General features: G+C 61.0%; 30 protein-coding genes. 12 read left to right on the forward strand and 18 right to left on the reverse strand.

What is annotated here, in order from left to right; genetic code table 11:
• Positions 1-27: 27 nt before the first annotated feature.
• Complete coding sequence (ftsH, locus tag SYN9616_RS0106930; protein WP_028952441.1) at positions 28-1899, reverse strand: ATP-dependent zinc metalloprotease FtsH; 1872 nt, start codon at positions 1897-1899, stop codon at positions 28-30.
• An 85-nt stretch (positions 1900-1984) separates the two neighbouring features.
• Between ftsH and SYN9616_RS15395 the strand changes: the two genes are divergently transcribed.
• Positions 1985-2659: an SOS response-associated peptidase gene (locus tag SYN9616_RS15395; protein ID WP_084218316.1), complete on the forward strand. Its 675-nt coding sequence runs from the start codon at positions 1985-1987 to the stop codon at positions 2657-2659.
• A gap of 51 nt (positions 2660-2710) precedes the next feature.
• Positions 2711-3442, forward strand: coding sequence for a potassium channel family protein (locus SYN9616_RS15400; RefSeq protein WP_051410974.1), 732 nt, complete (start codon positions 2711-2713; stop codon positions 3440-3442).
• Here the strand turns inward: SYN9616_RS15400 and ribD are convergent.
• Together ribD and SYN9616_RS0106950 are read right to left on the reverse strand one after the other, a co-directional pair.
• On the reverse strand, positions 3421-4485 hold the full coding sequence (ribD, locus tag SYN9616_RS0106945) for a bifunctional diaminohydroxyphosphoribosylaminopyrimidine deaminase/5-amino-6-(5-phosphoribosylamino)uracil reductase RibD (RefSeq protein ID WP_028952442.1): 1065 nt from the start codon (positions 4483-4485) through the stop codon (positions 3421-3423). The genes SYN9616_RS15400 and ribD overlap by 22 nt on opposite strands.
• Positions 4485-4973, reverse strand: coding sequence for a DUF3122 domain-containing protein (locus SYN9616_RS0106950; RefSeq protein ID WP_028952443.1), 489 nt, complete (start codon positions 4971-4973; stop codon positions 4485-4487). Before SYN9616_RS0106950 ends, ribD begins: the two co-directional genes overlap by 1 nt.
• An 87-nt stretch (positions 4974-5060) precedes the next feature.
• Here SYN9616_RS0106950 and SYN9616_RS0106955 point away from each other — a divergent pair, with 87 nt between their 5' ends.
• Positions 5061-6044, forward strand: coding sequence for a helix-turn-helix transcriptional regulator (locus tag SYN9616_RS0106955; RefSeq protein WP_028952444.1), 984 nt, complete (start codon positions 5061-5063; stop codon positions 6042-6044).
• 1 nt (position 6045) lies between these two features.
• Here SYN9616_RS0106955 and SYN9616_RS0106960 read toward each other — a convergent pair whose 3' ends face one another.
• Complete coding sequence (locus SYN9616_RS0106960; protein WP_028952445.1) at positions 6046-8562, reverse strand: GH116 family glycosyl hydrolase; 2517 nt, start codon at positions 8560-8562, stop codon at positions 6046-6048.
• A gap of 126 nt (positions 8563-8688) precedes the next feature.
• Positions 8689-8961, reverse strand: a complete 273-nt coding sequence (locus SYN9616_RS0106965) for a hypothetical protein (protein ID WP_028952446.1) — start codon at positions 8959-8961, stop codon at positions 8689-8691.
• Between the two features lie 36 nt (positions 8962-8997).
• Here SYN9616_RS0106965 and SYN9616_RS0106970 point away from each other — a divergent pair, with 36 nt between their 5' ends.
• Complete coding sequence (locus SYN9616_RS0106970) at positions 8998-10245, forward strand: bifunctional cobalt-precorrin-7 (C(5))-methyltransferase/cobalt-precorrin-6B (C(15))-methyltransferase (RefSeq protein WP_028952447.1); 1248 nt, start codon at positions 8998-9000, stop codon at positions 10243-10245.
• Between the two features lie 11 nt (positions 10246-10256).
• On the opposite strand, the gene SYN9616_RS0106975 is transcribed toward SYN9616_RS0106970, so the two are convergent.
• The 4 genes from SYN9616_RS0106975 to pheS form a co-directional block, all read right to left on the reverse strand.
• Positions 10257-10685, reverse strand: a complete 429-nt coding sequence (locus SYN9616_RS0106975; protein ID WP_028952448.1) for a DUF192 domain-containing protein — start codon at positions 10683-10685, stop codon at positions 10257-10259.
• 2 nt (positions 10686-10687) lie between these two features.
• Positions 10688-11365 carry a response regulator transcription factor gene (locus SYN9616_RS0106980; protein WP_028952449.1) on the reverse strand — a complete coding sequence of 226 codons (678 nt, stop codon included), beginning with the start codon at positions 11363-11365 and terminating at the stop codon, positions 10688-10690.
• Entirely contained in the window at positions 11362-12270 is a 909-nt protein-coding gene (locus tag SYN9616_RS0106985) for an NAD(+) kinase (RefSeq protein WP_028952450.1), read from the reverse strand. The genes SYN9616_RS0106980 and SYN9616_RS0106985 overlap by 4 nt, the downstream gene beginning before the upstream one ends.
• A 170-nt stretch (positions 12271-12440) precedes the next feature.
• Positions 12441-13448 carry a phenylalanine--tRNA ligase subunit alpha gene (gene pheS, locus SYN9616_RS0106995; RefSeq protein ID WP_028952451.1) on the reverse strand — a complete coding sequence of 336 codons (1008 nt, stop codon included), beginning with the start codon at positions 13446-13448 and terminating at the stop codon, positions 12441-12443.
• A 71-nt stretch (positions 13449-13519) separates the two neighbouring features.
• On the opposite strand from pheS, the gene surE reads away from it, so the two are divergent.
• Positions 13520-14320, forward strand: a complete 801-nt coding sequence (surE, locus tag SYN9616_RS0107000) for a 5'/3'-nucleotidase SurE (protein WP_028952452.1) — start codon at positions 13520-13522, stop codon at positions 14318-14320.
• On the opposite strand, the gene SYN9616_RS0107005 is transcribed toward surE, so the two are convergent.
• Positions 14305-14847: a DUF3611 family protein gene (locus SYN9616_RS0107005; RefSeq protein WP_028953793.1), complete on the reverse strand. Its 543-nt coding sequence runs from the start codon at positions 14845-14847 to the stop codon at positions 14305-14307. The genes surE and SYN9616_RS0107005 overlap by 16 nt on opposite strands.
• A 57-nt stretch (positions 14848-14904) precedes the next feature.
• Between SYN9616_RS0107005 and SYN9616_RS0107010 the strand changes: the two genes are divergently transcribed.
• The 5 genes from SYN9616_RS0107010 to SYN9616_RS18100 all read left to right on the forward strand — a co-directional run bounded on the left by SYN9616_RS0107010 (position 14905) and on the right by SYN9616_RS18100 (position 18501).
• Positions 14905-15840, forward strand: coding sequence for a bifunctional riboflavin kinase/FAD synthetase (locus tag SYN9616_RS0107010; protein ID WP_037990785.1), 936 nt, complete (start codon positions 14905-14907; stop codon positions 15838-15840).
• A 145-nt stretch (positions 15841-15985) separates the two neighbouring features.
• Positions 15986-17038, forward strand: a complete 1053-nt coding sequence (locus SYN9616_RS0107020) for a thiamine phosphate synthase (RefSeq protein WP_028952455.1) — start codon at positions 15986-15988, stop codon at positions 17036-17038.
• Positions 17039-17046: 8 nt separating this feature from the next.
• Positions 17047-17271, forward strand: a complete 225-nt coding sequence (gene thiS / locus SYN9616_RS0107025) for a sulfur carrier protein ThiS (RefSeq protein ID WP_028952456.1) — start codon at positions 17047-17049, stop codon at positions 17269-17271.
• Between the two features lie 18 nt (positions 17272-17289).
• Positions 17290-18246, forward strand: a complete 957-nt coding sequence (locus tag SYN9616_RS0107030; protein ID WP_028952457.1) for a DUF1517 domain-containing protein — start codon at positions 17290-17292, stop codon at positions 18244-18246.
• 120 nt (positions 18247-18366) lie between these two features.
• Positions 18367-18501, forward strand: coding sequence for a hypothetical protein (locus tag SYN9616_RS18100; protein WP_255326792.1), 135 nt, complete (start codon positions 18367-18369; stop codon positions 18499-18501).
• Positions 18502-18659: 158 nt separating this feature from the next.
• Here SYN9616_RS18100 and larB read toward each other — a convergent pair whose 3' ends face one another.
• The 5 genes from larB to SYN9616_RS0107060 are packed head-to-tail and all read right to left on the reverse strand — an operon-like array spanning position 18660 to position 22350.
• On the reverse strand, positions 18660-19331 hold the full coding sequence (gene larB, locus SYN9616_RS0107040; RefSeq protein ID WP_028952458.1) for a nickel pincer cofactor biosynthesis protein LarB: 672 nt from the start codon (positions 19329-19331) through the stop codon (positions 18660-18662).
• The gene (locus tag SYN9616_RS0107045; protein WP_037990787.1) at positions 19328-19747 is read right to left on the reverse strand and encodes a TIGR03792 family protein; all 420 of its coding nucleotides are present in this window, start codon (positions 19745-19747) and stop codon (positions 19328-19330) included. The genes larB and SYN9616_RS0107045 overlap by 4 nt, the downstream gene beginning before the upstream one ends.
• Positions 19744-20949, reverse strand: coding sequence for a tRNA (guanosine(37)-N1)-methyltransferase TrmD (trmD, locus tag SYN9616_RS16830; RefSeq protein WP_084218394.1), 1206 nt, complete (start codon positions 20947-20949; stop codon positions 19744-19746). The genes SYN9616_RS0107045 and trmD overlap by 4 nt, the downstream gene beginning before the upstream one ends.
• Before the next feature lie 5 nt (positions 20950-20954).
• Entirely contained in the window at positions 20955-21425 is a 471-nt protein-coding gene (locus SYN9616_RS0107055) for a phycobiliprotein lyase (protein WP_028952460.1), read from the reverse strand.
• Between the two features lie 22 nt (positions 21426-21447).
• Positions 21448-22350 carry a phytanoyl-CoA dioxygenase family protein gene (locus SYN9616_RS0107060; RefSeq protein ID WP_028952461.1) on the reverse strand — a complete coding sequence of 301 codons (903 nt, stop codon included), beginning with the start codon at positions 22348-22350 and terminating at the stop codon, positions 21448-21450.
• Between the two features lie 74 nt (positions 22351-22424).
• Here SYN9616_RS0107060 and SYN9616_RS16105 point away from each other — a divergent pair, with 74 nt between their 5' ends.
• Positions 22425-22922 carry a septal ring lytic transglycosylase RlpA family protein gene (locus SYN9616_RS16105; protein ID WP_051410975.1) on the forward strand — a complete coding sequence of 166 codons (498 nt, stop codon included), beginning with the start codon at positions 22425-22427 and terminating at the stop codon, positions 22920-22922.
• Between the two features lie 22 nt (positions 22923-22944).
• On the opposite strand, the gene era is transcribed toward SYN9616_RS16105, so the two are convergent.
• Positions 22945-23883 (reverse strand): GTPase Era, encoded by a 939-nt coding sequence (gene era / locus SYN9616_RS0107070; RefSeq protein WP_028952462.1) that lies wholly within the window; start codon positions 23881-23883, stop codon positions 22945-22947.
• Between the two features lie 60 nt (positions 23884-23943).
• Between era and SYN9616_RS0107075 the strand changes: the two genes are divergently transcribed.
• Positions 23944-24462: a hypothetical protein gene (locus tag SYN9616_RS0107075; protein ID WP_028952463.1), complete on the forward strand. Its 519-nt coding sequence runs from the start codon at positions 23944-23946 to the stop codon at positions 24460-24462.
• A gap of 5 nt (positions 24463-24467) precedes the next feature.
• Here the strand turns inward: SYN9616_RS0107075 and SYN9616_RS0107080 are convergent, their stop codons facing one another.
• Both SYN9616_RS0107080 and SYN9616_RS0107085 read right to left on the reverse strand, forming a co-directional pair.
• A complete protein-coding gene (locus SYN9616_RS0107080; protein WP_028952464.1) occupies positions 24468-24758 on the reverse strand; it encodes a carbohydrate porin in 291 nt (96 codons plus the stop codon).
• 222 nt (positions 24759-24980) lie between these two features.
• Positions 24981-25712: a Bax inhibitor-1 family protein gene (locus SYN9616_RS0107085; protein ID WP_028952465.1), complete on the reverse strand. Its 732-nt coding sequence runs from the start codon at positions 25710-25712 to the stop codon at positions 24981-24983.
• Positions 25713-25754: the final 42 nt, after the last annotated feature.

Raw genomic sequence — 25754 nt, forward strand, 5'->3', positions numbered from 1 at the left:
TTTTATCGGGGATAGAAGGCCTTGGCGTCAAGCCTCCACGGTGTTCGGCAGCACACTGGCCTCAAGCATCTGCTTGAGGTCGTCCCCCTCGATCACCTCTTTCTCGAGAATCTTCTGAGCGATGGTCTCGAGCAAACCAAGGTTCTGGCGCAGGATCGACAGAGCATCATCATGCGCACGATCAACCAAACCGCGCACCTCCTTATCGATCGCCTGGGCCGTCGCATCACTGACGGAGCGACGGGGGTTGTTGCCCTGGGCAAGGAAGCGATTGCCGCCCTGCTTGTCGTAGGCCAGAGGACCAAGCGTGTCGCTCATGCCATAGGTGCCCACCATCTGCTCTGCGAGATCGGTGGCCCGCTGCAGATCATTGGCGGCACCAGTCGTGATCTTGCCGAACACAATCTCTTCTGCGGATCGACCGCCAAGCAGGGTGGCAATCTGCCCCTGAAGCTCTTCTTTGGAGTTGAGGAAACGCTCTTCGGTGGGTAGCTGCAGGGTGTAGCCAAGGGCGCTCATGCCGCGCGGCACGATCGAAATCTTGGCCACCTTGCTGCCACCAGGCATCAGGTGACCCACGATCGCGTGGCCCACCTCGTGATACGCAACAACTTTTTTCTCGTCGTCCTGCAGGACGCGACTCTTTTTCTCCAAACCAGCTACCACCCGTTCGATCGCCTCACTGAGGTCCTGCTGCTCCACACGGGTTCGATGGGCTCTGGCAGCGAGCAGGGCGGCTTCATTCACCAGGTTGGCGAGATCAGCACCCGCAAAACCGCTGGTGGCCTGGGCAACGCTGTCGAGGTCGACAGCGTCGGCGAGCTTCACCTTCTTGGCATAAATCTCAAGGATGGTCTTACGGCCAGAGAGATCTGGACGGTCCACCAGCACCTGACGGTCAAAACGACCGGGGCGCAGCAGGGCTGCATCGAGCACCTCAGGCTGGTTGGTGGCAGCCAGCACGATCACCGGCTTGTCCTGGGCGGTGAAGCCATCCATCTCGGTGAGCAGTTGGTTGAGGGTCTGCTCCCGCTCGTCATTGCCCCCGACTACGCCCATCGAGCCGGAACGGCTTTTGCCGATGGCATCGAGTTCGTCGATAAAAATGATGCAAGGTGCTTTTTTCTTGGCCTCTTCAAACAAGTCGCGAACACGAGCAGCGCCGGCTCCCACGAAGAGTTCCACGAACTCCGAGCCGGAAATGATGAAGAAGGGCACCTCGGCTTCCCCAGCCACTGCCTTAGACAACAAGGTTTTACCTGTGCCTGGCGGGCCAACAAGAAGCACGCCTTTGGGGATGCGTGCGCCAATTTCGGCGTAACGTTCTGGAGTCTTGAGGAAGTCCACAATCTCGGTGAGCTCTTGCTTGGCTTCATCGACACCGGCCACATCCGCGAAGGTCACCCTCGATTCCTCGTCAGGGACGTAGACCTTGGCTTTGCTCTTGGTGAAACTCAGCGCACCTTGAGCGCCACCTCCCATCGACCGGCGAGCGAAGAACTGCAGAACCAGAATGAAAATCAGCGGCGGAACAACCCAGCTGAGAATGGTGGTGAAGATATTGGGTTTCTTCGGCGGGGCCGCCGCAAATTCAACCCCTTTCGTCTCCAGACGCTGGGGCAGATCCATATCAAAGATCGGTGTCGTCGCCAGAACTGGCGGAGCGCCCTCTTCAGGTTCTGCTAATTCGTAGCGGATTTGTTCCTGAGTGATGTAAGCGCGCTTGACCGCTCCATCATTCACCTGATCGATGAAGAGCGAATAGGGCACCCGGGGCACCTGCGCCGCAGGGTTGGGAATGAAGCTGCTGGCCAGAAGCAGCACTCCGAACCCGATCAACACGAGGTTGATGATGCTGAATCGACGGTTCGGGCGATTGTCGTCCTGACGGATCGGCATAGCTGCTGACAGGAATCCGATCACGGTACGAGGGATCATCAGTTGGCAACGGGTGGGAGAACCGAACGCCACCTAGCGTTTGCCAATGTGCGGACGCTTTTGCCTGGATACGCCTGCGGCTGAACTGATCAGCCACCTCTCGCCATGGCTGGATCATGAGGATGATGGCTGGCTCGGCCATTACGCAGCCCGATCGCTGATCCGCCCCCAGGAACCAGTGCTGATGCTGCGTCAGGAGCACGGACGGGCTCGAATCGCACACGTGCTCTGGGGTCTGCTGCCCGGCTGGGTCAAAGACCCAACGCAGGGCCCGAGACCCTTCAATGCCCGTGCTGAAACCGTGGCTGAGAAAGCCAGTTTTCGCGGTCCGTGGCGCCATCACCGCTGTCTGCTGCCCTGCTCCAGCTATCTCGAAAAAGGCCACCAGATTCAGCGACTGGATGGACAACTCTTCTGGCTGGCTGGCATCTGGGATCGCTGGATCGGATCCGATGGCAGTGAAGTTGAGAGTTGCTGTGTGATCACGACAGAGGCCAATTCCCTCGTGCAACCGCTGCACAACCGGATGCCCGTGATCATTCCCAATGGGCTCGAAGAGGCCTGGCTGGAGCCCGGCGACGCCATGCACCGACAAGCACTTAAGCCGTTGCTGGAACCAGGCGACAGCCAGGGATGGACAAGTTCGCCGATCGCTCAGCAGTCCAAGCACAGATCCGGCCACCAGCTTTGCCTTGAGGGGATCGAACGCTCCAACGCTTGACAGGACTGGTGGATTCCAGACCCTGAAGACGTCGCGTTCAGGCTGCAGCGGGTGATCGAGTCAAGACCTCCCCGGCCTCAAAGCAGCGGCCAGTTGAAGCTGCTGCTGTTGCTGACCCTCTTGCTGGTGGGTGGACTCGCCTTTCCGGCCCTCATTCGCTACAAATTTTTGCTGTATTCACTCATCGCCTTGCTGCTGACGCAGGTGATGGTGCGTGATGTTGATACGCATGCCTGGGCCAACTTCGTCTATCGATTGCTCGGAGCTGTGGCTGTGGTGGCCATGTGGCTGTGGCTTCTGACGCCTTTAGAGCTCATTTATAGCGGCGTTCCACTCGCCCTCAGCTGGGGGATTCTGCTGACCTGGAGCATTCGCCGGCTGATCATGCAGATCTCGCGCGAACCCGTCATCAACGAATCGATGTTGATGGGAGCTGTTGCTGGTTACCTGCATCTCGGTTTGACCGCCGCGCTGATCATGAGTGCTGTGGAAACAATCCAGCCAGGCAGTTTTGCCCCCTTGGAATTATCAGCTGAATACCTGGTTAAGGGATCCATCAACGTGATCAACGTTGGAGATGTGTTCACCCAAATCACCTATTTCGCCTTCGTTTGTTTGACAACGGTTGGCTTTGGCGACATCGCGCCGGTGCTTCCGCTTGCCCGGATGATCAGCGTGGCGACGAGCATCGTTGGCCCCTTGTACCTGGCTGTCGTGATGGGGATCTTGATCGGCCGTTTCGTCAGCACGAACGGAGCGGGTCAGTCCAGAAGTCGCCCTTGAATCAGCCAATCCGTTCCGAGCGATTCGCTGCGCGATATCTCCAGGAATTTCACCTGGTCCATCCGCTCAAAGCCAAGATCTGCCAGAGGCGTTCGGGCAGCCACACCGCCCAGCAGCTTGGGTGCCACCACGGCGGCCAACTCCTGAACACACCCCTGGCGTAGGGCCGCCGCAGCCAGCTCCGGCCCGCATTCCCACAGCACCCGGTTGCAGCCTCGACGCGCCAATGCATCCATCAAGTGCAGCGGATCACAAACCTCAAGCCGGAGAGATTCCGCTCCTGGGGGGACCTCTCGATCAGCCGCTTCCGGTCCGAAAGCCACCACGGTTGGCGCCACGCTTGAATCCCAGAGCTGGGCCTTCGCAGGCAGGTCCAGGCTGCGGCTGAGCACCACGCGCAGAGGTTCGGGTGTTGTCCTCCCGCGGCTTGTCAGCAGAGGGTCGTCGGAGCGAACAGTGCCACCACCCACGATCACGGCATCACAACGGCTGCGCAGCTGGTGCACCCAGCTGCGGGCTGAGGGGGCCGAAATCCACTGACTGGCACCACTGGGTAACGCCGTTCGCCCATCCAGACTCATCGCCCATTTCAGAACTCCCCACGGACGACCTGTTTTCACCCGCTGCAGAAAGGCCCGGTTCTGCTCAGCGGCCATCTCCCGCAAGACACCTGAAATCACTTCGACACCAGCCGATCTCAAACGATCGATACCGGCTCCGGAAACCCGTGGATCCGGATCATCCAGAGCCACCACAACCCGTTGCACCCCTGCCTGGATCACCGCCTCGGTGCAAGGCGGAGTGCGGCCGTGATGACAACACGGTTCCAGGGTGACCACCAGGGTGCCGCCCCGGGCCAGAAGTCCAGCCTGGGCAAGAGCGCCGACCTCGGCATGGGGCTCTCCAGCGCGAGCATGAAATCCCTCGCCGACAAGCTCTCCACGGGCGTCCAGCACCACCGCACCCACAAGTGGGTTGGGGCTGGTGTGGCCATCAGCGAGGGCCGCCAGCTGCAGGGCCCGCCGCATCCAGGGCTCCCACATCAACTCAACGGCAACTCCTGCAGGGACCGCCATTCGCCAACAACGAAGGGCGGGACAGGCAGTTCAGTAAACACTCCCGGCAGGACGAGACGCAGAGGCCTGTTGTTGCTGAGATCGTTGAGCAAGGGATCCAGGGCAAATTCAGCGGCAGCTTCACGACCGTCGCTTGCCAGCGCAGGATTATCGAGGGTGATATCGGCTAGTTGCCATTCACGACGTCCTGCCAAGACAGCAAGGCCTGTTGGGTGATCGAGCCTCACCTTGCCTGGGTAGCCGACGATGCGCAGCACCACCGGTTGGCCAGGGGGGCCTTCGCGATAGGCGACCGCTTGCCAGCTGTCGTAATCCAGATCTCGCAAGCTCTCCAAACTGCGCACCATGCGCGTGCCGGTTTCGTTTTCGTGTTGATGGATCTGGCCCCACGCCATGGCCGGCGTCAGCAGCAACATCAGACCGGCAACGAAGCAACTGCAGACCAGACGAATCATGGACCTGTCCATCAGGGAACCAGCGTATGCAACAAACGCCTGTTTATAGAAGGAAGGCGAATATCTTGAGGCGGGCTTGAGATCTTCGTGCGGCCGCTTCATCTCGCTGAATCACAACCAGAGCTGATCACGGGCAGGCGCTTCAAAAGTGCTCTCGAGCTCACGGGTTTCTGGAGATCCCTCGGATTTGATCTGAATTGTGTCCAGATGACCCCTGGCGAGCTGGAGGGGTCGGTGCTCGTGGAGCGGGCTTCTTGCCTCACGCTCGTGTCCATCAAGTGCAATCAATCTCTGTTGGTTCAAGGCCAGCGCAATCCAAGGTTTGTGGCCTTCTGCCTAGAGAACACAGCACAAACGGAGATGCACCGTGTTTGGGGAGATCCAATCCCCCCTAATTCGCTGCATGGGTTCTGCACAGGTCTAACGGAGGCATTTTTCCAAACAACTCCCGGTTCCCACTTATCGATCGGCCTGATTCCCATCGAACGCATCAAGTCCCTTGTGGAACTTGATCCCTCCGGTTCCTTCATGGAGGCCTTTGAAACCAGCAATACAGCGGTGCTCCCAGCTGCAGACTTTCAACGGATCCGTGCGCTGTTGCAGATCACACAACCCAAACCCAATCAAACAGGAAACCAACTCACTCTTGATCTGCTCGAAGCCCAGTTACTGGAGAGTTTCAGCGATCAACATGATGCCCATCTTGGGCTGGCACCCTCACCCCATCGACACGCACTGATCCGCGAACTCGTTCGTTTCGCATTTGAAAACAGCACGTCTTCGCTAACACTCAATCAGGTTTGCCGAAGCATCTTCACGTCCAGCACCACCATCACAGTGAGCTGCCGCGAAGTGTTTGGCGTTGGACCGATGAATCTTTTGAAATGGGTCCGATTACAGCAGGTTCAGTACGTTCTTCAAAGTCGTGTTCGGATGGAATCAATGGGCTACACCAGCATTCAAGACGTTGCAGTCCACTACGGTTTCCGCAGCCGTAATCACTTTGCCCGCGACTACCGACAGCTCTTCGGAGAGGCCCCAAAAAAGACCTTGCTGCGAGCGGCCGCTTAGGTCATCTCGATGGAAAAGCCGGCTGTGCGGCACCAGGAATCCTGGCCCAATCAGTGTCCGTAGCCCAGAGCCCCCAGATCGCCATCGCCCGCAGGTAATGACAGGCCCGGAAGGTCTTCACCGCCGTGATCGCCTCCGGGGTACGGAACTGCAAGCCACCGCTGTACACCTGATTCACCACTGAAGAACAGATTGCTTCTGCGGTGTCCTTTTCGCCCATCAATCTGTAATAGGAGGCCAAGCCGAAATTGATGCCGGTCCACACTTCCAGCGGATGTGTTCCGTCTGGATCCAGTGGTGTGCCATCGCGACGCAAACCATTGGCAACCCCGAGACGTCCACCATCAAACCGCTCAAAACAGGCTTCTTTCACAGCCCTGAGTGTGCTGCGGCTGTTGGCCTCACTAACGACCGCAGGAAGCTTCAGCAGACGGGCGTAGAAGTCGCCGCACAGCTGGTCAGCCATGACAACTGGAGTGCCGCTCTCGGCATCAATCCGGTAAAACTCGCCATTCCAGAGCAACTTGTCGAAATTGGATCGCGATTGCTCCAGCCACTGGCTGAAGTCGTGTTGGTCCTGGCTGGTTTCCAGTCCCAGCTCCAACTGCAACCGCTGAGCCATGGCAAGGGCTGCTTCAAGCGCTGCGATCCAGAGTGCACCGCAATAAGCGCTCACGCCCTTGAGCGGCCAGTCATCAAAGGTCTGATCAGGGGCTCCGCCGTTATCCGGCAAGCCGTCGTTGTTGATGTCGAACCGTTTGAGATAGCGAAGGGCCTGAACCGCAGCCGGCCAACACTCCGCCAGAAAATTCAGATCTTCACCGGTGGGAGCCAGCAGAAACGTACGCCATACCTGGAGCACGTAATCACTCGCGAGATCTTTCCAGAGGTTGCAGTCCTGATAAGCGGTGTAGTTCGTTGCATCGAACGGCTCCTCATTGGGAGCGCCAAGGTCATGGGGTGTTGCTCCCTCCACCTTGCGGTCGGCTTCAACCCGACCTCTTCCCTGAGTGAAATACCAACCGATCGGCCGCTGCGTGGCATCGCTCGCTGGAATCGCACGGGCGAAGCTGCGAAGCACAGCTTTGTCGAGCTCGGGCCAAAGCTGCAACAGCGCGAATGATCCGTAGAGCCTCACGTCAAGGCTTTCGTACCAGGCGTAATCGACGCACTCGAGCACTCCGAAACGGCCGACAGGGTCACCGGGGCGAGCAGCCGTCCAGAGGCTGCCTCCACTGGCAAGGTCATACAGCTCATTGAAGAGAGCCATCCGCAGATTTTCGGGCAGCTGCCGGCGCTCCAAAACAGGCGCTTGCCATTGGTCGATCTGCTGGCGCCAGTCCCTCCAGTCCCGAAGAGCTTCTGCGGCGAGATTGACGGCCTGTCGCCCATCAGCAGCAAAGAAGTCCGTGTAGCGCCGCAGGTCCTGAATCCCTGAAGCAAAGCTGGTCACCGGAAGATCCCAGCTGATTACCACCGGGATTTCACGACACTCTCCAGGGGCAAGGGTCATCTTCACAGCGATGGCCGCGCTGGCCTGCTCTCCAGGCCGACTGGCACGGTCGTTATCGCTTTCAGGAATTCGCCCTTCCGCAGCGAAGGTCTCCCACAGTTCAGCACCATCACCGCTGGGATCCCAGCGGCTGCAACGCATCACCTGCACAGCTTCAAGGTCGTCCGGCAATGCCAGGCACCACTGGCCTTCACCCTCGGCGATTGGGCTGGATTCACGACCTTCCAGGAGCAGTCCCGTCAGTCCAGGCTGGTCAACAGCTCGATTGCGCTGACCTTCACCGCTTGCGATCGCCGGGGCGTAGTTGTGTTCCGGGCTGCCGTCGTCGCGAAAATGCACCTCGGCCGAAGCATCGGTGTTGGTAAACCAACCCACCATGTTTCTCCAGCTCAACAGCAGCGAAAGCTCCAGGGGTTCGCTGGTGGGATTGCGCAACTGCCAGCGAAACACCGCCAACGGATAACTAGTTCGCTGATAGTCACCGGGGAGAATCGGGCTGAAGGCCTCGCAGGTGATCTCTGCGGCAAACACACCGCTGTAATGGCTCCAGCTGAGCGGATAGCGGGCGGCATATTGACCGGTTTCAACCTCCTCTGTGCTGGCCGGGTACCAGGACCAGGCACTCAGCGGGTTGTCCTGATCAGGTAGGGATGCATCGCCATCGGGAGCCGTCGCCAACGCATGGGCACGGCAGGTGTCGCCATTGCGTTCCCAAACAGCGAACTGACTGTCGGGGATGGTTCCATACCAGTGCTCACCACCGTCGAGATGCCAGAGATTGAAATCACCTCTGGGGCTGCGACCGATGCAGCCAGCACCGAATCCCCCGAGGGGCATGCCATGCCAGGGGCCATCATCCAGGTTGCTGGCGTAGCGGACCGAATAGGGCTTCTGCCAGCCCAGACCAAAGGGGCGGGTCCAGCTGGCTTCCGGTGCTGTCCAGGGCTGGGGACGAGGACGACGGCGCAGCCGATTGCGCAGAGCGGACAGACCCAGAGGCGCCATGGATCAGCAAAGAGTCGCCCCACACTGCCAGACCTGAACCGTTCAGCCAGCTTTTGGTTCAATCAAATCGCAGGAGAACGCCCCGATTGCGCAAAACAACGGCGGAGGCTGGGACCTTTGAAGACCTCAGCCTCCAAGCGCTGAGGACGGGGAGCTGTCATCGACCGGATGTTCTGCATCCAACAGGGCATCCAGCGTGACGGCCGTACGCACCAGCGCTTGGTAGCGCTGCAACGTGCGGCGGTTGCGATCCAGCCATCGGGCCGGTTCCGCTGACACGCCTGGCTCCGGAACGTCCTCGTCCATCAGCGCCAGCTCTCCTTGCTGGGCAATCAGGGCCAGCAACAGGTCATGCAGACGCTGTCGACGGTTCTGCGATGCGTTGTTCTGCGCAGACATCTCGGAATCATCCGGCCGTGCTTTCAGAATGCCTGCATGATCGACGTGATCGGAACAGACGCCGGCGCTCCGGAATCGCTGCCTGTGGGACTCCAAGAGTTGATCAGGCAGGCGAAGACAGTTGCTGCACCGATCAGACAGCACCAGTCGCTGGCGCAATGGCTGGACAGACCTCAGGAAACCCTGATCGCGACGGATGACCCCCGAGCCCTTTGCGATGTGCTGAAACGGGAATCCTCAGCCGTTGTTCTGGCCAGCGGTGATCCACTCTGGTTCGGCATCGGACGGATCCTGCAAGGTCGGCTGGGCAGCGAAAAGCTGCGGTTCCACCCCTCACCAACGTCTCTTCAACTCGCCTTTGCTCGCCTTGGGCGTCCATGGCAGGACGCTTCCTGGGTGAGCCTGCATGGCCGTTCCCCTGAACCATTGGCACAGGCACTGCAGAAGCGGCCAAAAGCCCTCGCCGTTCTGACCGATCCCGATCAGGGGGGAGCCGAAACCGTTCGGCGCACCTTGCTGGCCAGCGGCCTCGCCAGCAGCTACCAGCTCTGGGTCTGTGAAAATCTCGGCCACCAACAGGAGCTGGTGAGGCGTTTCGATGTGGCAGAGCCCTTGCCTGAGGAGCTCTCAAGACTGTTGCTGACGGTCCTGATCGCCGAGCCGGTTCCCCAGCCATCGCCGCAGGGCTTGCCGATGTTCGGCCTGGAAGACGGCTTTTTTCTGCAGCACGACGACCATCCCGGATTGATGACCAAACGGGAGGTGCGCATTCAGTTGCTGGCTGATCTGCAGCTGCCGGAACAGGGCGTTCTCTGGGATATCGGAGCTGGAACGGGAAGCGTGGGACTGGAAGCGTTGCGCCTGCGACCCCACTTGCAGTTGCTGTCGGTTGAGCGTCGCGGTGGTGGTGCTGCATTGATCCAAGCCAATGCCCAGAGGCTTGGAGTGCAACCCGCCTTGGTTTTGCAAGTGGATGCACGGACGCTGGGAGATGCCGACCTTCCCCAGGAACTGGACCGGCCAGACCGCGTGCTCTTAGGCGGCGGCGGGCGCGAGCGTGCCGAGCTACTGACACTCGTGCTGAATCGATTGAATCCGCAGGGCGTTGTGGTGATCCCCCTGGCCACACTCGAAGCGGTTGCTGGATGCCGCTCTCAGATGGACGCTGCCGGATTCGCCGTGTCGATCACGCAACTTCAGGCATGGCGAGGGGTGCCACTTGGCGATGGAACCAGGCTGAACCCGATGAATCCAGCGTTCATCCTGAAAGGACTCTCCATGTGAGACGACAAGGATCAATTGCCGTCAACATCGGCTTCAAACGGTCTCACCCTCGAGAACTGCCCGATGTGCAGTCCAAGCCTCCTGGCTTCACCGGCACCGAGCTCGACAACGCCATCCGCCCATTCCGATGGTCCATAGCTCGGGCAGGGAAGGCCAGGGCAGACGGGCACATTCGACTCGATGTGAATCACTCGTCCATCGCGGACAAACACCATGTCCAACGGAGCCAGGGTGTTGTGCATCCAGAAGCGAGCTCGTCTGGCCCGGTTGAAGGGAAACCACATCCCGCGCAACGGCGGCAGTGCCTGCCGCTGCATGAGGCCAAGACGTTGTTGCTCAGTTGTTCTGGCAACCTCCAAGGCAATGCAACGGTCCGCCGCCAGGCACCATTCCGCCATCACCGGTAGGTGCTGAGGTGGTGGAGTCGGTGCCGCCTCCATGCTCAGGCCTGAGATGGCGCACCGAGGCAATAACCCAGCCCACGGACGGTATTGAGCAGTCTGGGCTCGCCGCCCTCCTCCAGCTTTTGGCGCAGATAACGCACGTAGACCTCCACCAGGTTGCTGCTGCCAACCCGCTCGTCCTGCCAGACCTGCTGCAACAACTCATCTCGGCTGAAAACTCGACCGCTCTGACGCATCAGCACAACGAGAAGGGCATATTCACGGGCGGTTAAAGCGATTGGCCTGGCGCCTCGACGCACCTGCCGATTGATCGGATCAAGGCTGAGATCCTCCACGGTCAGCAGCGCCGGGCGATGACCGATGCGGTCCTGAATCGTGCGATGCAACCGCAACCGCATCAGCAGGTCGCTGGGACCGATCGTTGACAGCCAGAAATCATCCGCACCCGAGCGCAGGCACGCAGAGCGCGCTTCCACACTGTCCTGCTGAAGGTCCAGAAGGATCGGCATCGGACCGAACCTCTGGCGCAGATCAGCGATCAGAGTCGACTGATCCGCCGAAAGAATCGCTGCAGCAGGCTCGTCTCCAACCTGAACAGAACTCGACGCCACACCAGCACTCAGCCAATCGACGGTGGCGTACCCCGAAGCCGTCAGGCGAGACGCCAACGCCAGGGCATCCGTTCCGACCAGCAGCAACAAGGGCGCAGCATTCATGGCCGATCCGGCTTGGCGATGTGGGGGAGCCCCCATCCCAGTTTGTTGCGGAGCACCTGGAAAAACTCGTGATCCACAAGACGAACGAATCGGACAGGGTGGTCACTGCGACGGATTAACACCCGGTCTTCCGGCCAGACGTAGCAACCCGCACTGCCATCCACCACCATCATCAATCGCTCAGGTGTGGCGGGGAAGATGGTGACTGGTTCACGATCGCTGAACACCAGTGCCCTCGACGCCAGCGAGTGGGGCGCTATCGGCGCCAGCTGCAGCACTGGGCAATCCGGGGTGATCACCGGTCCGCCAGCACTCAGCGCATAAGCCGTAGAACCTGTTGGCGTGGAGAGAATCACGCCATCGGCAGCGATATCCACCGGTGCATGGCGCCCAATGGCGATCTCGAAATGGCACATGCTGGTGAGCGGCTCGCGATGCAGCGCCATTTCGTTCAGGGAAAGGGCCTCCCAGCGCCGCTGATCGCCGCGCATCACGCTCACCACAAGATTGCTGCGTTCCTCGATCGTCCACTGCTGCGTGAGAATCACCTCAAGAGCCCGATCCAGGTCCGCCAGGTAGGCCTCTGCCAGAAAGCCAAGATGACCCGTGTTGATGGTGAGGATGGGAATGCCGACGGGAGCTGTCTGCCGGGCAGCGGACAGCACGGTTCCATCACCGCCGAGAACGATCGCAAGCGCCATGGCCTGATCAAACCCTTCCGGCACGCAGGCGTTGTAACCCAGCAGCCTCAGATGCTGATCGGGATTGGCAAAGCCCACCAGTCCACCGGAGCTGCTGGCCCGGGTGACGCTGTGACCCGCCTGCTCAAGCCGCTGCTGGATCGTGTCCGCTGTCTGCAAAGCGAGCGGCTTGCTGTCGTTGACGATCAGTCCGATGCGAGGCACTGATCGCAGCCGGGGAAAGGTTTTCTAAGCCTATGGGAATCAGGGTTTCCGGGATGAGCGCAGTAACGATTGGATTAACCAGAGGCCAAACAGGGAAGCGGCGATGAACAGCCCTTCGCTGATGTTCTGAAGCAGCAGCTTGTCGGATGAAGTGGTCATCACCGTGGCGCTCAGAACTGCTCGAGGAAGCGCAGATCGCTGGTGTACAGCCGGCGGATGTCGTCGATGCCATGGCGCACCATGCAGAAGCGTTCAACGCCGAGCCCTGCGGCGAAGCCGCTCCAGCGCTCCGGATCCAGCCCCAGCCCCTGCAGAACGGCGGGATCCACCATGCCGCAACCCATCACCTCCAGCCAGCGGCCCCGCCACTGCACATCCACCTCGGCTGATGGTTCGGTAAACGGGAAGTAGCTTGCGCGGAAGCGGATGGGCACGTCTCCGAAAAATGCTTTCAGGAAGGCCATCACCGTGCCGCGCAGATGGCTGAAATCGAGACCTTCATCGATGGCAAGAACCTCAACCTGGTGGAACACAGCGGAGTGGGTCGCATCCGCCGCATCACGCCGATACACCCGTCCTGGAGCGACGATCCGCGCCGGAGGCGGGTTCTGCTCGAGGTGGCGAATCTGAACAGGCGACGTATGCGTGCGCAGTAGGAGGTCGTTCTGCAGGTAGTAGGTGTCCTGCATGTCCCGGGCGGGATGGTCCTCAGGGATGTTCAGCGCCGTGAAGTTGTAGTGGTCCTGCTCCACCTCAGGGCCTTCGGTCACGGTGTATCCGAGTCCCAGAAAGAGATCAACGATTTCTTCGGTGGTGGTGATCAGGGGATGGCGATGCCCCATCGGGGTACCGGACGCCGGAGCGGTGACGTCCAAACGTTCCCTGGCGATGCGTTCCTCCATCGCCACCTGCTTCACGACCTGCAGTCGATCCGCCAACAGGCTTTGCACCTGGGTCTTCAGCACATTGGCCCGCTGGCCCACCACTGGCCGTTCATCGCCGGGCAACTTGCCCATGGCTCCGAGCACCGCGGAGATTCGTCCCTTCTTGCCAAGCAGTCCAACCCGCAACTGCTCAAGCTGCTGAGCATCGCTGGCTCCGGCGATATCAGCTGCTGCTTCCTGCTCCAAAGCCTCCAGCTGATCGGTGATCTGCTGCAACGTGACCGGGGCGCTCACAGGGTTTGGGCTGGTGGCAGCTGACTGTAAGCAGCCGGCCGGCTTAAGTTCCCCCCACCACAAGGCGTCCCATGCGGATCCTGATCAGCAATGACGACGGGGTGTTCGCAGAGGGCATCCGCACCCTTGCTACAGCGGCGGCAGCCCGCGGGCACAAGGTCACCGTGGTGTGCCCGGATCAGGAGCGTTCGGCAACCGGCCATGGCCTGACCCTGCAGACCCCCATCCGTGCGGAACGGGCGAATGAGCTTTACGTCCCAGGAGTCACCGCCTGGGCCTGCAGCGGAACGCCCGCGGACTGCATGAAATTGGCGCTGTTCGAATTGGTCGAGGAAAAACCCGATCTGGTGCTGTCCGGCATTAATCACGGACCCAACCTCGGCACCGACGTGTTCTGCTCCGGCACGGTGGCCGCTGCCATGGAAGGGACGCTGGAAGCCATCCCCTCCATGGCCGTCAGCAGCGCCTGTTTCCAGTGGCGCCAGTTTCAGGCGGCAGCGGACCTGGCGGTGGAGATCGCCGAGCAGGCCCTGGAGGATGCATGGCCAAGCAATCTGCTGCTGAATCTCAACGTCCCCCCCTGCGCCCGTGAGGCCATGGGGCCTCTGCGCTGGACGCGCCTATCGATCCGGCGATACAACGAACAGTTCAGTCGCCGGGTTGATCCGCGCGGACGCCACTATTACTGGCTCGCCGGCGAAGTGGTGAACGACCTCGAGTCCGCTGGCGAAGGCCCTCGCGACTGGCCCAGCGACGTGGCCCAGATCGATGCCAACGCCCCTTCGGTCACGCCGATCCAGCCTGATCTGTTCTGGCGCGGCCCCCTGGCAGCCCTTCCCGAGTTGAAACTCTCCGGTCAGCTGGTGCGGTAAACCCGCTGCAGCAACCAGAGTGAACAACAGAGTCCGATCAGGTGGGCGAAGAGCGCCTGAGCGTTTCCAAGCACGACCACGATTTCCGTCGCGGTGATCGGCAGGTTGTCCACCTGAACACCCGGGGTCTGAGAGGCGGCCTGAATAAACAGAGGTCCCGCCAGAGCCTGGTAACCGAGCAGCGCCAGGATCAGACCGAGCAGGTCAGCGAGAAGACTGCGTTTGATTCGACGTGCCGTTTCCCCGCGCGTGGGGCGGGCTGGGCTGTCGATGGCGCGCCCGGTGCGGACCACGAGCCAGCCCTGCCAGAGGCTGAACAGCAGAACAACAAATGCCAGCGTGGTCAGCGAGATCCCCGTGCCCAGCCCGACGGCACGGGCGGCATTGCGCACCATGCTGCCTCCGATGGCAGCGAAGACAAGGACTCCGAGAACCACGGTCCCGAGGACCAGCTGAATCCAGAAGCGGATCCAGCCCATCCGCCTCAGTCCGGCGGACAACTGCTGGAAATCAAGTCGATCCGCCATGCCTGGCCCCATTCATCGTTCAAACTTGGCACTAAAGGCATCCATACGCATCTCGCGTTGATCCCCCTCTGTTCCCCCCAGGACGCAAAACGGCCAACGGCCCTGGCGCTCGGCAGCTTCGACGGTCTCCATGCCGGACACAGGCAAGTGATCGAACGCGCCATCGATGGCGACTGCGGCGTGCCGACCGTGGTCAGCTTCTGGCCCCATCCCCGGGAAGTGCTCTTCGGTGAAGCGCGCCTGCGTCTCGATCTTCCCAGTGAAAAAGTTGAGTTGCTGGAGCCGTTGGGCATTGAGCAACTGGTGCTGGTGCCTTTCAACAAAGAGCTGGCAAAACTCAGCGCCGAAGCCTTCATCGACCAGATCCTCTGCGAGGCGCTGGCTGCTCAGAGGATTGCCGTTGGCGCCAACTTCCGTTTCGGGCACAACCGCGAGGGGGATGCCGACAAACTCCAGACGCTTGGCGCAGCACGAGGCATCGCTGTTGATGTGGTGGAGATCATCGAAGATGAAGCCGGACGCATGAGCAGCAGCCGCATCCGATCAGCCCTCGAGACTGGCGATCTGGATACCGCTAAAGCCTTGCTCGGTCGCCCGTTTCGCTTTCAGGGGCGCGTGGTGCGTGGTCGCGGTTTGGGCCGGGAACTGGGCTGGCCAACGGCCAATTTGCAAGTGGACGGCCGCAAGTTTCTTCCTGCCCTGGGGGTCTACGCCGCCTGGGTTGAACTGGACCGCACTGAGGGTCGACTGCCGGCAGTGATGAACCTGGGACCGCAGCCCACTGTGGATCCCACCTCACCCTCAGCCGTGGAGGTGCATCTGCTGGATCGCAGCCTGGAGCTTGAAAATCGCCTGCTCACCGTGGAACCCGTCCTGCGCCTGCGGGGCCAGAAAAAATTCGACGGCCTGGATTCCCTCAGCCAACAGATCGGACGGGACGCTGACCAGGCACGCCAGTGTCTGCAGGCGTCTGCTCAGACCGGTGTGGGATAGGCATTGGCGAGACCCCACACGATGAAGACACCGATGCCGCCCAGCAGCACAATGCCCCAGACCAGAACATGCATCGTGCTGTCGGATCCGCTGTTCTCCATGCCCCAGGTAGAAGTGCGATCCTCCACAAGATGACACGGAATTGATGGGCTGCGACACCCCAGCGGATCCTCGTGTGGCCAGGTTGATCGACGCCAATCTCGATCGCGCCAGGGAGGGGTTGCGCGTCGTTGAGGACTGGTGCCGATTTGGGCTGGAACGGACAGACCTTGTGAAGACGCTCAAGGATTGGCGACAGCGACTCGGTGCGCTGCACGCCGACAGCTACAAGCAAGCCCGTTCCACTGCCACTGATCGGGGAGCAGGCCTCAGCCACCCTGCCCAACTGGATCGCCGCAGCCCGAGCGCCGTGGTGGCTGCCAATTGCGGCAGGGTTCAGGAGGCCCTCCGCGTTCTCGAGGAATACGCCCGTGCTTCTGATCCCGCACTCGCGTCCGAAGCCGCTGTGATCCGTTATGGGCTCTACGACCTTGAGGTGACCTGCCTGAATGCCAGCGCCGGCCTGCAACGTCGCAATCGACTGCAGGACTGCACCCTCTGCCTGATCACGACCCCTACAGAGAACCTGACAGAGAAGGTGAGCGCAGCACTCCGCAGCGGCGTCTCGATGGTCCAGTACCGCTGCAAGCAGGGAGAGGACCGGGAGCGGCTGAACGAGGCCATCGCTGTTCGAGACCTCTGCCGAAGCCACGGAGCGCTGTTCATCGTGAACGACCGTGTGGATCTGGCGATGGCCGCCGATGCGGACGGCATCCATCTCGGCCAGGACGACATGCCAGCCGCTGCCGCCAGGGCGTTGATCGGCGCGGATCGGCTGCTGGGACTGAGCACCCACAGCTTGGATGAGGTGCAGGGTGCCATGCAGGCCCCCGTCGACTACATCGGATGCGGCCCCGTGTTTTCAACAGCGGTCAAACCAGACCGTGCGGCAACTGGAACAGCGTTGATTCAGCAAGCCATGGCCAACACCACGCTGCCGCTGTTTGCCATCGGAGGCATCAACAGCTCGAATTTGAGCGAACTGATGGATGTCGGCTGTCGTCGCATCGCGGTGATCGGCGCAATCATGTCGGCATCCGATCCTTCAGCGGCGAGTTTGCAGCTGCTGAAGAGCCTGTCCAGTCCCCATGAACCATGAGCGAATCCATGACCTTGACCCTCAGCGTGAACGGTGAGCAGCGGGTTCTGGAGCCAACACCGGATCCGGCCTGTCTCAGCACGGTGATTCCAGCCCTGGGACAGAACCCGGCGCTGGTGGTTGTCGAGCTGAATGGCGTGATTGTTCCCAAGGGTCGCTGGCCAACGGAACGGGTACGGGAAGGCGACACTCTGGAGATCGTCACCATCGTTGGAGGAGGTTCCTACAGTTAAGGAGTGAGATCGAGACGAATGTCCGCGAATCGTCGTCAGTCCTGGCATCGCCGATTGCTGGCAACCGTGCTGTTGCCTCTTGTGATTGCAGGGTTATGCCTGATCCCTGCCGAACCTGCTTCCGCGGCGCGCGGTGGACGCATTGGTGGCGGCAGTTTCCGTGCACCCTCGATGCCGCGATCAGGCGGTGGATACCGCAGCAACTACGGCGGCGGGTATCGCGGTGGCTATCGAGGTGGCGGTGGATTTGGCTTCCCGTTCCTGATTCCGATCTTTGGATTCGGAGGTGGTGGTCTCTTCGGACTGTTGATCCTGATGGCGATCGCCGGTGTTCTGGTGAACGCCATCCGCGGGGCCGGAGGGGGCGGAGCAGCGCTGAACGGTTACAGCGAACCGGTGCCGGCGATGCCCAGCAAGGTGAACATGATCCAGGTGCAGGTCGGCTTGCTGGCGAGCGCCAAGCAGGTGCAGGAAGACCTGCGAGCCCTGGCAGCTTCGTCTGATACCTCCTCATCGAGCGGCTTGCAGCGCCTGTTGCAGGAAACGACCCTCGCGCTGTTAAGGCAGCCCGAGCTCTGGGTTTATGCGAATTCGGAGGACGGAACCGTTCCATTCAGTGCGGCTGAATCCACCTTCAACCGCCTGTCGATGAGTGAGCGCAGCAAACTCCAGGCGGAAGTGACCTCCAACGTTGGCGGCCAGAAACTCACGGAATCGACTCTGAAAGCCTCGGTGGGCGATGCCGATGCCACCAACGAGTTCATCATCGTGACGTTGCTGGTGGCTTCAACGGCCAAAGCCAAACTGCAGGGAGCGGACACGGGAGAGGACCTGCGCCAGACACTGAGAATCCTCGGTTCGACCTCCTCCTCCGAACTTCTGGCCCTGGAAGTGATCTGGCAACCGGAGGGCCGAGGTGATGTGTTGAGCGCCGAGGAGCTGATCACCGCCTATCCCAATCTTCAGCACCTCTAAGGATCTTCAGAAAATCTTCGGGTCAAGACTCGCTACGTAAGTGTTTTTTCTCAGGACATTTTCCTAGTTTCCTCTCACTGATAATTCGTTCTTAGCGTCTTGGTCCCAGACCCACGATCGATGGAATGGCAGCAAGATGGTGAGCTGTCCTCGACTGACTTGCACGATCTCGTCAGTCGCCTGCAGCGAATTGATGCTGACGCCAACAGCCGTGAGTTGGGCCGCTTGAGCCGCCTGGAGGACGAGGCAGCCTGATCGGCAACCGGCCGCCTTGCCCGGAGGTTCATGTCAGCGCACGCTGCAGAGGTTGCGGCTCTTCAATGGCTTCTCACAGCATCACCTGGGTGAACAACCTCGTGATTGCTGAGGCGATGCACCGCTATGGGGAAAGACGGTTACCGCGCTCGTTGACGCTATGGATCGAGCAGCTGCTCGAGATCGCCCCGGAGGATGCGCAAAGCAGCCATGGCGGCGCCATAGCCGTTGTCGATGTTGACCACCATCAGCCCGGGCGCGCAGCTGGCCAACATGCCATCGAGAGCAGCCCGTCCGCCCTCACTCACCCCGTAGCCCACCGACACCGGCACAGCGATCACCGGTTGTGGGACCAGACCTGCGAGCACGGTGGGCAGGGCTCCCTCCATCCCGGCACAGGCAATCAGCACTCGAGCTGAGCGCAGCCGGGGCAAGGCATCCATCAGTCGGTGCAGACCCGCCACGCCCACATCCATCACCTCATCAACGGGGATGCCATGGCAACGCAGCGCCAGGGCGGCCTCAGCCACCACGGCTCGATCACTGCTGCCACCGCTCAGGATCGCCACACCAGCCCCGATCGGCAGCGTGGCTGGCAGAGGGCCGAGCGTCAGGCAAGCCGACTCGGGATGATGCACAACCCCATCAACCCCGTTCATCACCTCCGCCGCCTTGGAGGGCTGCACGCGGGTGACCAAGGCCAGCTCCTCGGCATCCTGAAACCGCCTCAGGATCGCGATGATCTGATCGGCGGTCTTGTGCTGACCCCAGATCGCTTCGACCATGCCGAGCCGCTGCCGTCGCTGAAAATCAAGTCGCGCGTCGCTCATCCGCTCCGGCCAATCAACCGCTGGGGCAGCAGTTCCGCCGCTTCCAGGAGAGGGAAGGCTGAGCCCGCCTCAACCTCACGCCCGAGGGTTCTGTTCACCGCTGCATCAAAGCGCTGCTGCACCTGATCCACCGCATCAGCTTCAATCGCCTTCCACTGAGCGCGACTGGCCCAGCGGATCAACAGCAGGCCCTGCTCCAGGCTGGGATCCCAGTAAAGATCGCGACCCAGAAACCCGTCCTGGCGCTCCAGCCAGGGTTGCCAGGTGCTCGCCTCCGCCTCCAGCCAGATCTCACGTTGTGCCGCCGGAACATCCAGCCGCAGCATTTCAACAACGAACTCGGAAGCCAGCACCGGAGACGCCCAGAGGATCAGGGCCACCAGCATCGCTAGGCAAGCAGCGGTGATGCGCTTCATGCCTTCTCAAGCAGCGCCACCGCATGGCAGCTGATGCCCTCCTCGCGGCCCTCAGCGCCGAGTTTCTCATTGGTGGTGGCCTTCACACCAACAGCATCGGCGGCGATGCCGATCCGCTGGGCGATGTTCCCTCGCATCGTCTCAACATGCGGCTTGAGCTTGGGCCGCTCGGCAACCACCACGGCATCCACATTGGCGACACGCCAACCGCGCTCACCCACCAGCGCCACCACCTGCTCCAGCAGCTGCAGGCTGTCGGCCCCCTTCCATGTCGGATCGGTGGGGGGAAAGTACTTGCCGATATCTCCGAGGGACAGGGCACCGAGCAGAGCATCCATCACGGCATGCACCAGCACGTCTGCATCGCTGTGACCATCCAACCCAAGCCCCTTGGGATGCTCGAGGCTGACGCCTCCGAGGATCAGCGGCCGGCCCGGAACCAAACGATGGATGTCGTAGCCATTGCCGATGCGCAGCTGCATGGCCTCGCTTGCGTCGGGCCCCATTGTCTCGCCTTGCCAGCGAGCGTAGAGATCCGGCCTGCGCTTCTGGGTGCGCAGCTCACGCTGCTGCTGCCTCCAGGTTGCAATCAAACCATGGTCGCCACTGCGCAGCACCTCCGGCACGGCCATGCCTCGGAACTCCGCAGGCCGTGTGTAGTGGGGGTGCTCCAGCAGCAGGGCGCTGTGGCTTTCCTCCACGAGTGAATCCGCCGTGCCAACGGTGCCCGGCAACAGGCGCAGCACACCATTGATGATCGTCATTGCCGGCAGTTCGCCGCCCGTGAGCACAAAATCACCGATCGACACCTCTTCATCGGCCAGGGAACGAATCCGCTCATCAAAGCCTTCGTAATGACCACAGAGCAGCAGCAGCTGGTCGTGGTCCCTGGCCCAGCGCTTACAGTCGCGCTGTTGGAGAGGTTGTCCCTGGGGTGACATCAGCAGCACCCGAGGCTGTTCACGACGGGGAATGGATTCCACCGCGGCAAACACTGGATCGGGTTTCAGCACCATGCCGGCACCTCCGCCATAGGGCTCATCGTCAACCTTGCGGTAGCGATCGACGGCGAAATCGCGAGGGTTGTGTCGGTGCAGTTCCGCGATGCCTGCGCTGAAGGCTCGCCCGAGCACCCCGAGCTGCAGCAAGCTGTCGAAACAATGCGGCGCCAGGCTCACCACATCAAATCGGTATGGCGCCATCGCCATCAGCTGGCCAGTTTCGAGACGCGCCGGATGTCCGTGCAGAAACTGCCCTGCAGAGGATGGCCCTCCGCATCCACGGCCGTGGTGCTGCGCAAGCGAAGGTTCGCGCGGGTGAACCAGATGCGTTCCTGCACCATCGCCCCATCAGCCTGGGGCAGGGTCAACTCCATGCTGCCATCGGGCCAGAAGCGCCAAAGGCCAGTGAGCTCCTCAGCACCGCCATGAATCGCGAGTCGGCCATCCGTCGAAAATTCAAGCGTGCTGGCGTGTCCCGAGGGAGGCATCACCTGCAGTCGCCCGACGCTTTGCTCACCCTTCTGGTCGCAGCTCACTTTGAGCTCCCCCTTTTCGCTGGCATGCCAGTCGTCATCCCCTTCACTGAGCTCGAAACTGCTGCGCAGGCTCATCCACTCACCAGCGCAGAGCGCCAGGAAGGCCTTGGGATCCTCAGGTGGGAAGGGTTGATCACTCATCAGGCCATCCTCTCAGCCGGCTTCACCAGCTCAGTGGCAGGAAGGGATAGGGACGATTCCAGCCATAGAGGGAGAGGCGCTCACGCCCCGGCAAGGCCCGCCCCCTGCGGTGGAAACCAAACACGTCTGCCAACACGAGGGTGTTCGCTGGGCAGGTGAGCGCAACAGGTGGCGGCAGACCAAGGGAGGCAAGGTCCTGTTCACGGATGCGGAACGAACCGGAGACATCCGGCTGTTGCTGATGCTGAATCGCCGCATTGGCGGTGGCCTGTTCCCAGCGCAACCGGGCCGAAGTCAGGCGATGGCTGCCCGGCACCATCTCGAAGGGGCCGTCCTGCTCCGTCACAGGACGCAGAAAGATCCAGAACTTCAAGGCCCGGAAAAACGTATCGCGGTGGAGATCCTTCTGAAGATCGGGGGTGCGACGTTCCTCGCCGTGCACGGTCAGATAGATATCGAGCTTGCGATGGTCTGCCGGCAGGCCGATCACCTGACGGGAGCAGTCACTGAGGCGAGGGTCATGGCTGAGGGCTGCACTGCAGGGGAGCTGCTCAGGATCAATGTGCAGAAAGCGGTTGAGCGTGCCGCCGTCATAACGATCGAAGCCGCCGGGGAAGGGCTGTTTCGGCTGAAAGCCAGCTTGATCATTCGATGGAAGCGGATGGGCAGCATTGGCCCTGGCCAGGTGCTCCTCCACCTCGTTTCGAAGCGCAAGGAAGGCAGGATCCGGCAGCAGGTTGGGAATCACCAGGAAGCCATCCCTCTCCAGGCTCTTCCAGTGACTGGGCTTCAGCCAACGCCTCCAACGACACAAGCTGTCGGCAAGCTGCACCCGACGGCGATGCAACTGCCAACGCCGGTTGAGCATCGGGTGCCCCACCCAGGGGTCCCGGAAGCTCTTGGTGCGCGTGAGCAAAGAGAGCATGGGCCGGAGATTAGGCGGGTGATCGACCGATCCAATCCCGATGGCTAGTTCTTCAGAAGACCAGCGATCTGATCATGCGCACCCACTGGAGACCCCAACTGTTTGCAGCGGCCCTGATCATGCTCAGCGTCAGCGGCTGCGCCACTGACCAGACCTCAAAGCAGACCGCTCAAGACGCTGAAGAAACAACAGAGGTTGTTCAGAACAGCACGACAGCTCAAACAAGCGAGGCTGCGCCTACAACCGAGGCCAATAAATCCGTGGAGACCGTGGACACCGCCGAAGTCGTTGAAGGGAAGGCCTCCTGCTATTGCCCGGGCTTCTACGGCAACAAAACCACCAGCGGCGACATGCTCGAGAAGGGCACCATGACGGCTGCCCACAGCAGCCTGCCGATGGGTACGGAGGTGAAGGTCACCAGACTCGACACCGGTGAGAGCGTGACGGTGGAGATCAATGACCGCAAGCCGTTCAAGCAAGGAACCGTGATCGACTTAGCCCATGGCGCAGCGGAAGCCCTCGACATCGATGACGACGGTACGGCGAGTGTGAGCATTGAGGTGCTCGACTGAGACCGGTTCGCCCATCTGTTGATCAGGGCGTATTGACGCCATAACCGAGTTCATTCAGCCGCTGAGGCTTGCTTCGCCAATCCGGCACCACTTTCACGAACAGTTCGAGATACACCGGACCATCAATCAGGGTCTGCATTTGCAGGCGGGCACCCTGGCCGATCGTTTTGAGCATTGCCCCACCTTTGCCGATCAGGATTCCCTTCTGGCTTTTGCGTTCCACCAGCACAGTGGCCAGCACAGCCGTACGCCCGCCGCCTTTGCCCTTGGCTGGCATCTCCTCCACTCGGTCGATGGTCACCGCCACGCTGTGGGGAACCTCTTCTCGCGTGTGGAGCAGCACCTGCTCCCTGATCAGCTCCCCCATCAGCACCCGCTCCGGCTGATCACACACCATCTCCGGTGGATAGAGCTGGGGACCAGTCGGCAGCATGGCCGCCATATCCACCGACAAGTCAGAGCATCCCTCACCAGAAAGCGCACTGCATCGATATCTGGGCCAATCCAGCCCCGAGAGCAGCTCGTCGTATGCCGCTTCTGAGGCTTCCTGCTGATCCGGTGCAACCTTGTCCCACTTGTTCAGGACAACGATCACCGGGAGTGGCTGCTGGCGCAGCAAATTCACGATGAAGCCATCGCCACGGCCCGGTCGCTCACATCCCTCGAGCAACAGCACCACAAGATCCACTTCACCGATAGCGGTGCGGGCGCTTTGCACCAGACGCTCCCCCAGCAGGTGATGGGGCTTGTGAATCCCAGGCGTATCCACCAGGACCATCTGCGCCACCTCCGTGGTGAGAATGGCCCGCAAACGATTGCGGGTGGTCTGGGCCACAGGCGAGGTGATCGCCACCTTCTCCCCCACCAGCTGGTTCACCAGGGTGGACTTGCCCACATTGGGCCTGCCGATCAGGGCGATGAAGCCGGAGCGATGGTCCGCCGACAACGGTGTGCTGAGCATGGTTCAAGTCTGCGCTGTCATCGCCCGGGCAATAGCCTGCGCCCACTGGAGTGGCGTGCCATGGCCGATCTGCAACCCACCTTTCAGCAGGCGATGGAGATCACGGCTGCCTGGCTGCAGCAGTGGGACAACGAGGAGATCAGTGATGAAGTGCTGGCCGACCGCATCGGCGAGATGGTGGCCAGCCGGGATGGAGCTCGCGGCTTCTTTGTGGTGAGCCTGGCAGGAGAGAGCGCTTTGATGGATCGCCTGCCCGATCCGGTGGTTGGTCAGCTGCGCGCCGCTGCAGAAGGGGTGGTCGATCTCAGTGTGCGCAACCTGGCGATGAGCTCCGCCATGGCACTGCAGCATCAACGCTCCGGTGATCAGGCGCAGCAGGCGGGCTCAGAGCAAGTGAGCGCGCGCTGCACCGAATTGCTGCGTCTGCTGGAACCGGATCTCGTCAAGCAGCGGCTCGAACAGCTCCTGGAAGGCTGCGACAACCGAGGGGACGATGTCGCCTTTCTGAAGCGATGGGGGTACGACGATGAACAGAAGCGTGCGATCAGCGCTAGCGCCCTTGCTGTGGCTGATCACTGAAACCCTCAGAAGGTGATGTTCATCTGAAGGCCCAGCACAAGGGGGTCGTCCACCTTGCCCTGCCCCATCGGATTGAAGACGTACTGAAGATTGGGCTGAATCGAGGCACTGTTACCCAGCATCGCCTGATTTCCCAGCTTCAGCACCGATGCCCAGATCGGCCCGTTGGGGATGGCACGGCTCCAGTTGGCATTGCTCAGACCAACGACGACGGCATCGAACGGTCTGCTGCGAATCACGCCCTTGCCCACCCAGCCGCCGGCAACGAATTCGGGATCTCTCAGCTTTAACTGCAAATGATGTTGCTCGTGAAGTAGCAATACAGCGAGGTAGACGCCAAATCGTCGAAGCTGCGGCCTTTCCAAGCTTCAGCATCAAGAGGCTCTCCTCACTCTGGTTGCGTTCCAGCCAGAGACATGTGAGCCATGCCGCAGTCAATAAAAACGGTGTCTTCGATCACAAAAAAGCCCCAGACAAGCTGGGGCGCAGTTGACGTCAATTCAGATCAACTGAATGGATCAGTCCCGTCGTCCACCGCCATTGAGAACAATGATCAGGCGCAGGATGAAGATGAACAGGTTGATGTAAGTGAGGTACATGCTCAGGGCGCCGGCCAGGTACTGCTCGTCCTGGTAAGTGCGAGGCATCGTGTAGAAGTCGACGAAAGCCGCACAGACGAAGAGCACGGTGCCGAAGCCCGCGATCATCAGCTCAAAGCTGGTGCCGTGGAACATCGCCGGAGCAAAGATGCCGCCGATGAACTGGACCACCATCGCCAGGATTAAACCGATCAGTCCAAGCCCGACCACTCCCGAAAGGGCCTGGCCGACGCTATCGCTCATCCGGCGCCCCACCACTGAGGCGATCACAAAGGTGATCCCTGTCGCCAGAGCCGCTGTTCCAACAGCACCAATGCCGGCAACCGCTCCAGCAAATGCCACCAGGCCACTCAAGGTGAAGCCGGTGATCAGGCTGTAAACGGCAAGAAGCGGTAAAGCTGTGGAGTTGTTTCCTTTCATCGCCACGTTCTGGGCGACGAAGAAAAGAATCAAATTGCCGATGATCGCCACCCAGAACAGGGGCTGGAACAGCGGCGTTGCCATCAGCGAAAGCCCGCCGATCACCCCGACCGACGTGAGCACCATGCCGCCCCCCACGTAGGGAAGCGCTTTGTTGACCACGTTGGGGCCGACCAGGGCACTCGATTGCGCCTCGCGAATGGCCTGTTGGAAATTGCTGCTGGCTGGCATGTTGACCGAACCATCCATCACTTATGACACTCTGCCAGTGCT

It is taken from the genome of Synechococcus sp. CC9616 (assembly GCF_000515235.1).
Taxonomy (GTDB): Bacteria; Cyanobacteriota; Cyanobacteriia; order PCC-6307; family Cyanobiaceae; genus Parasynechococcus.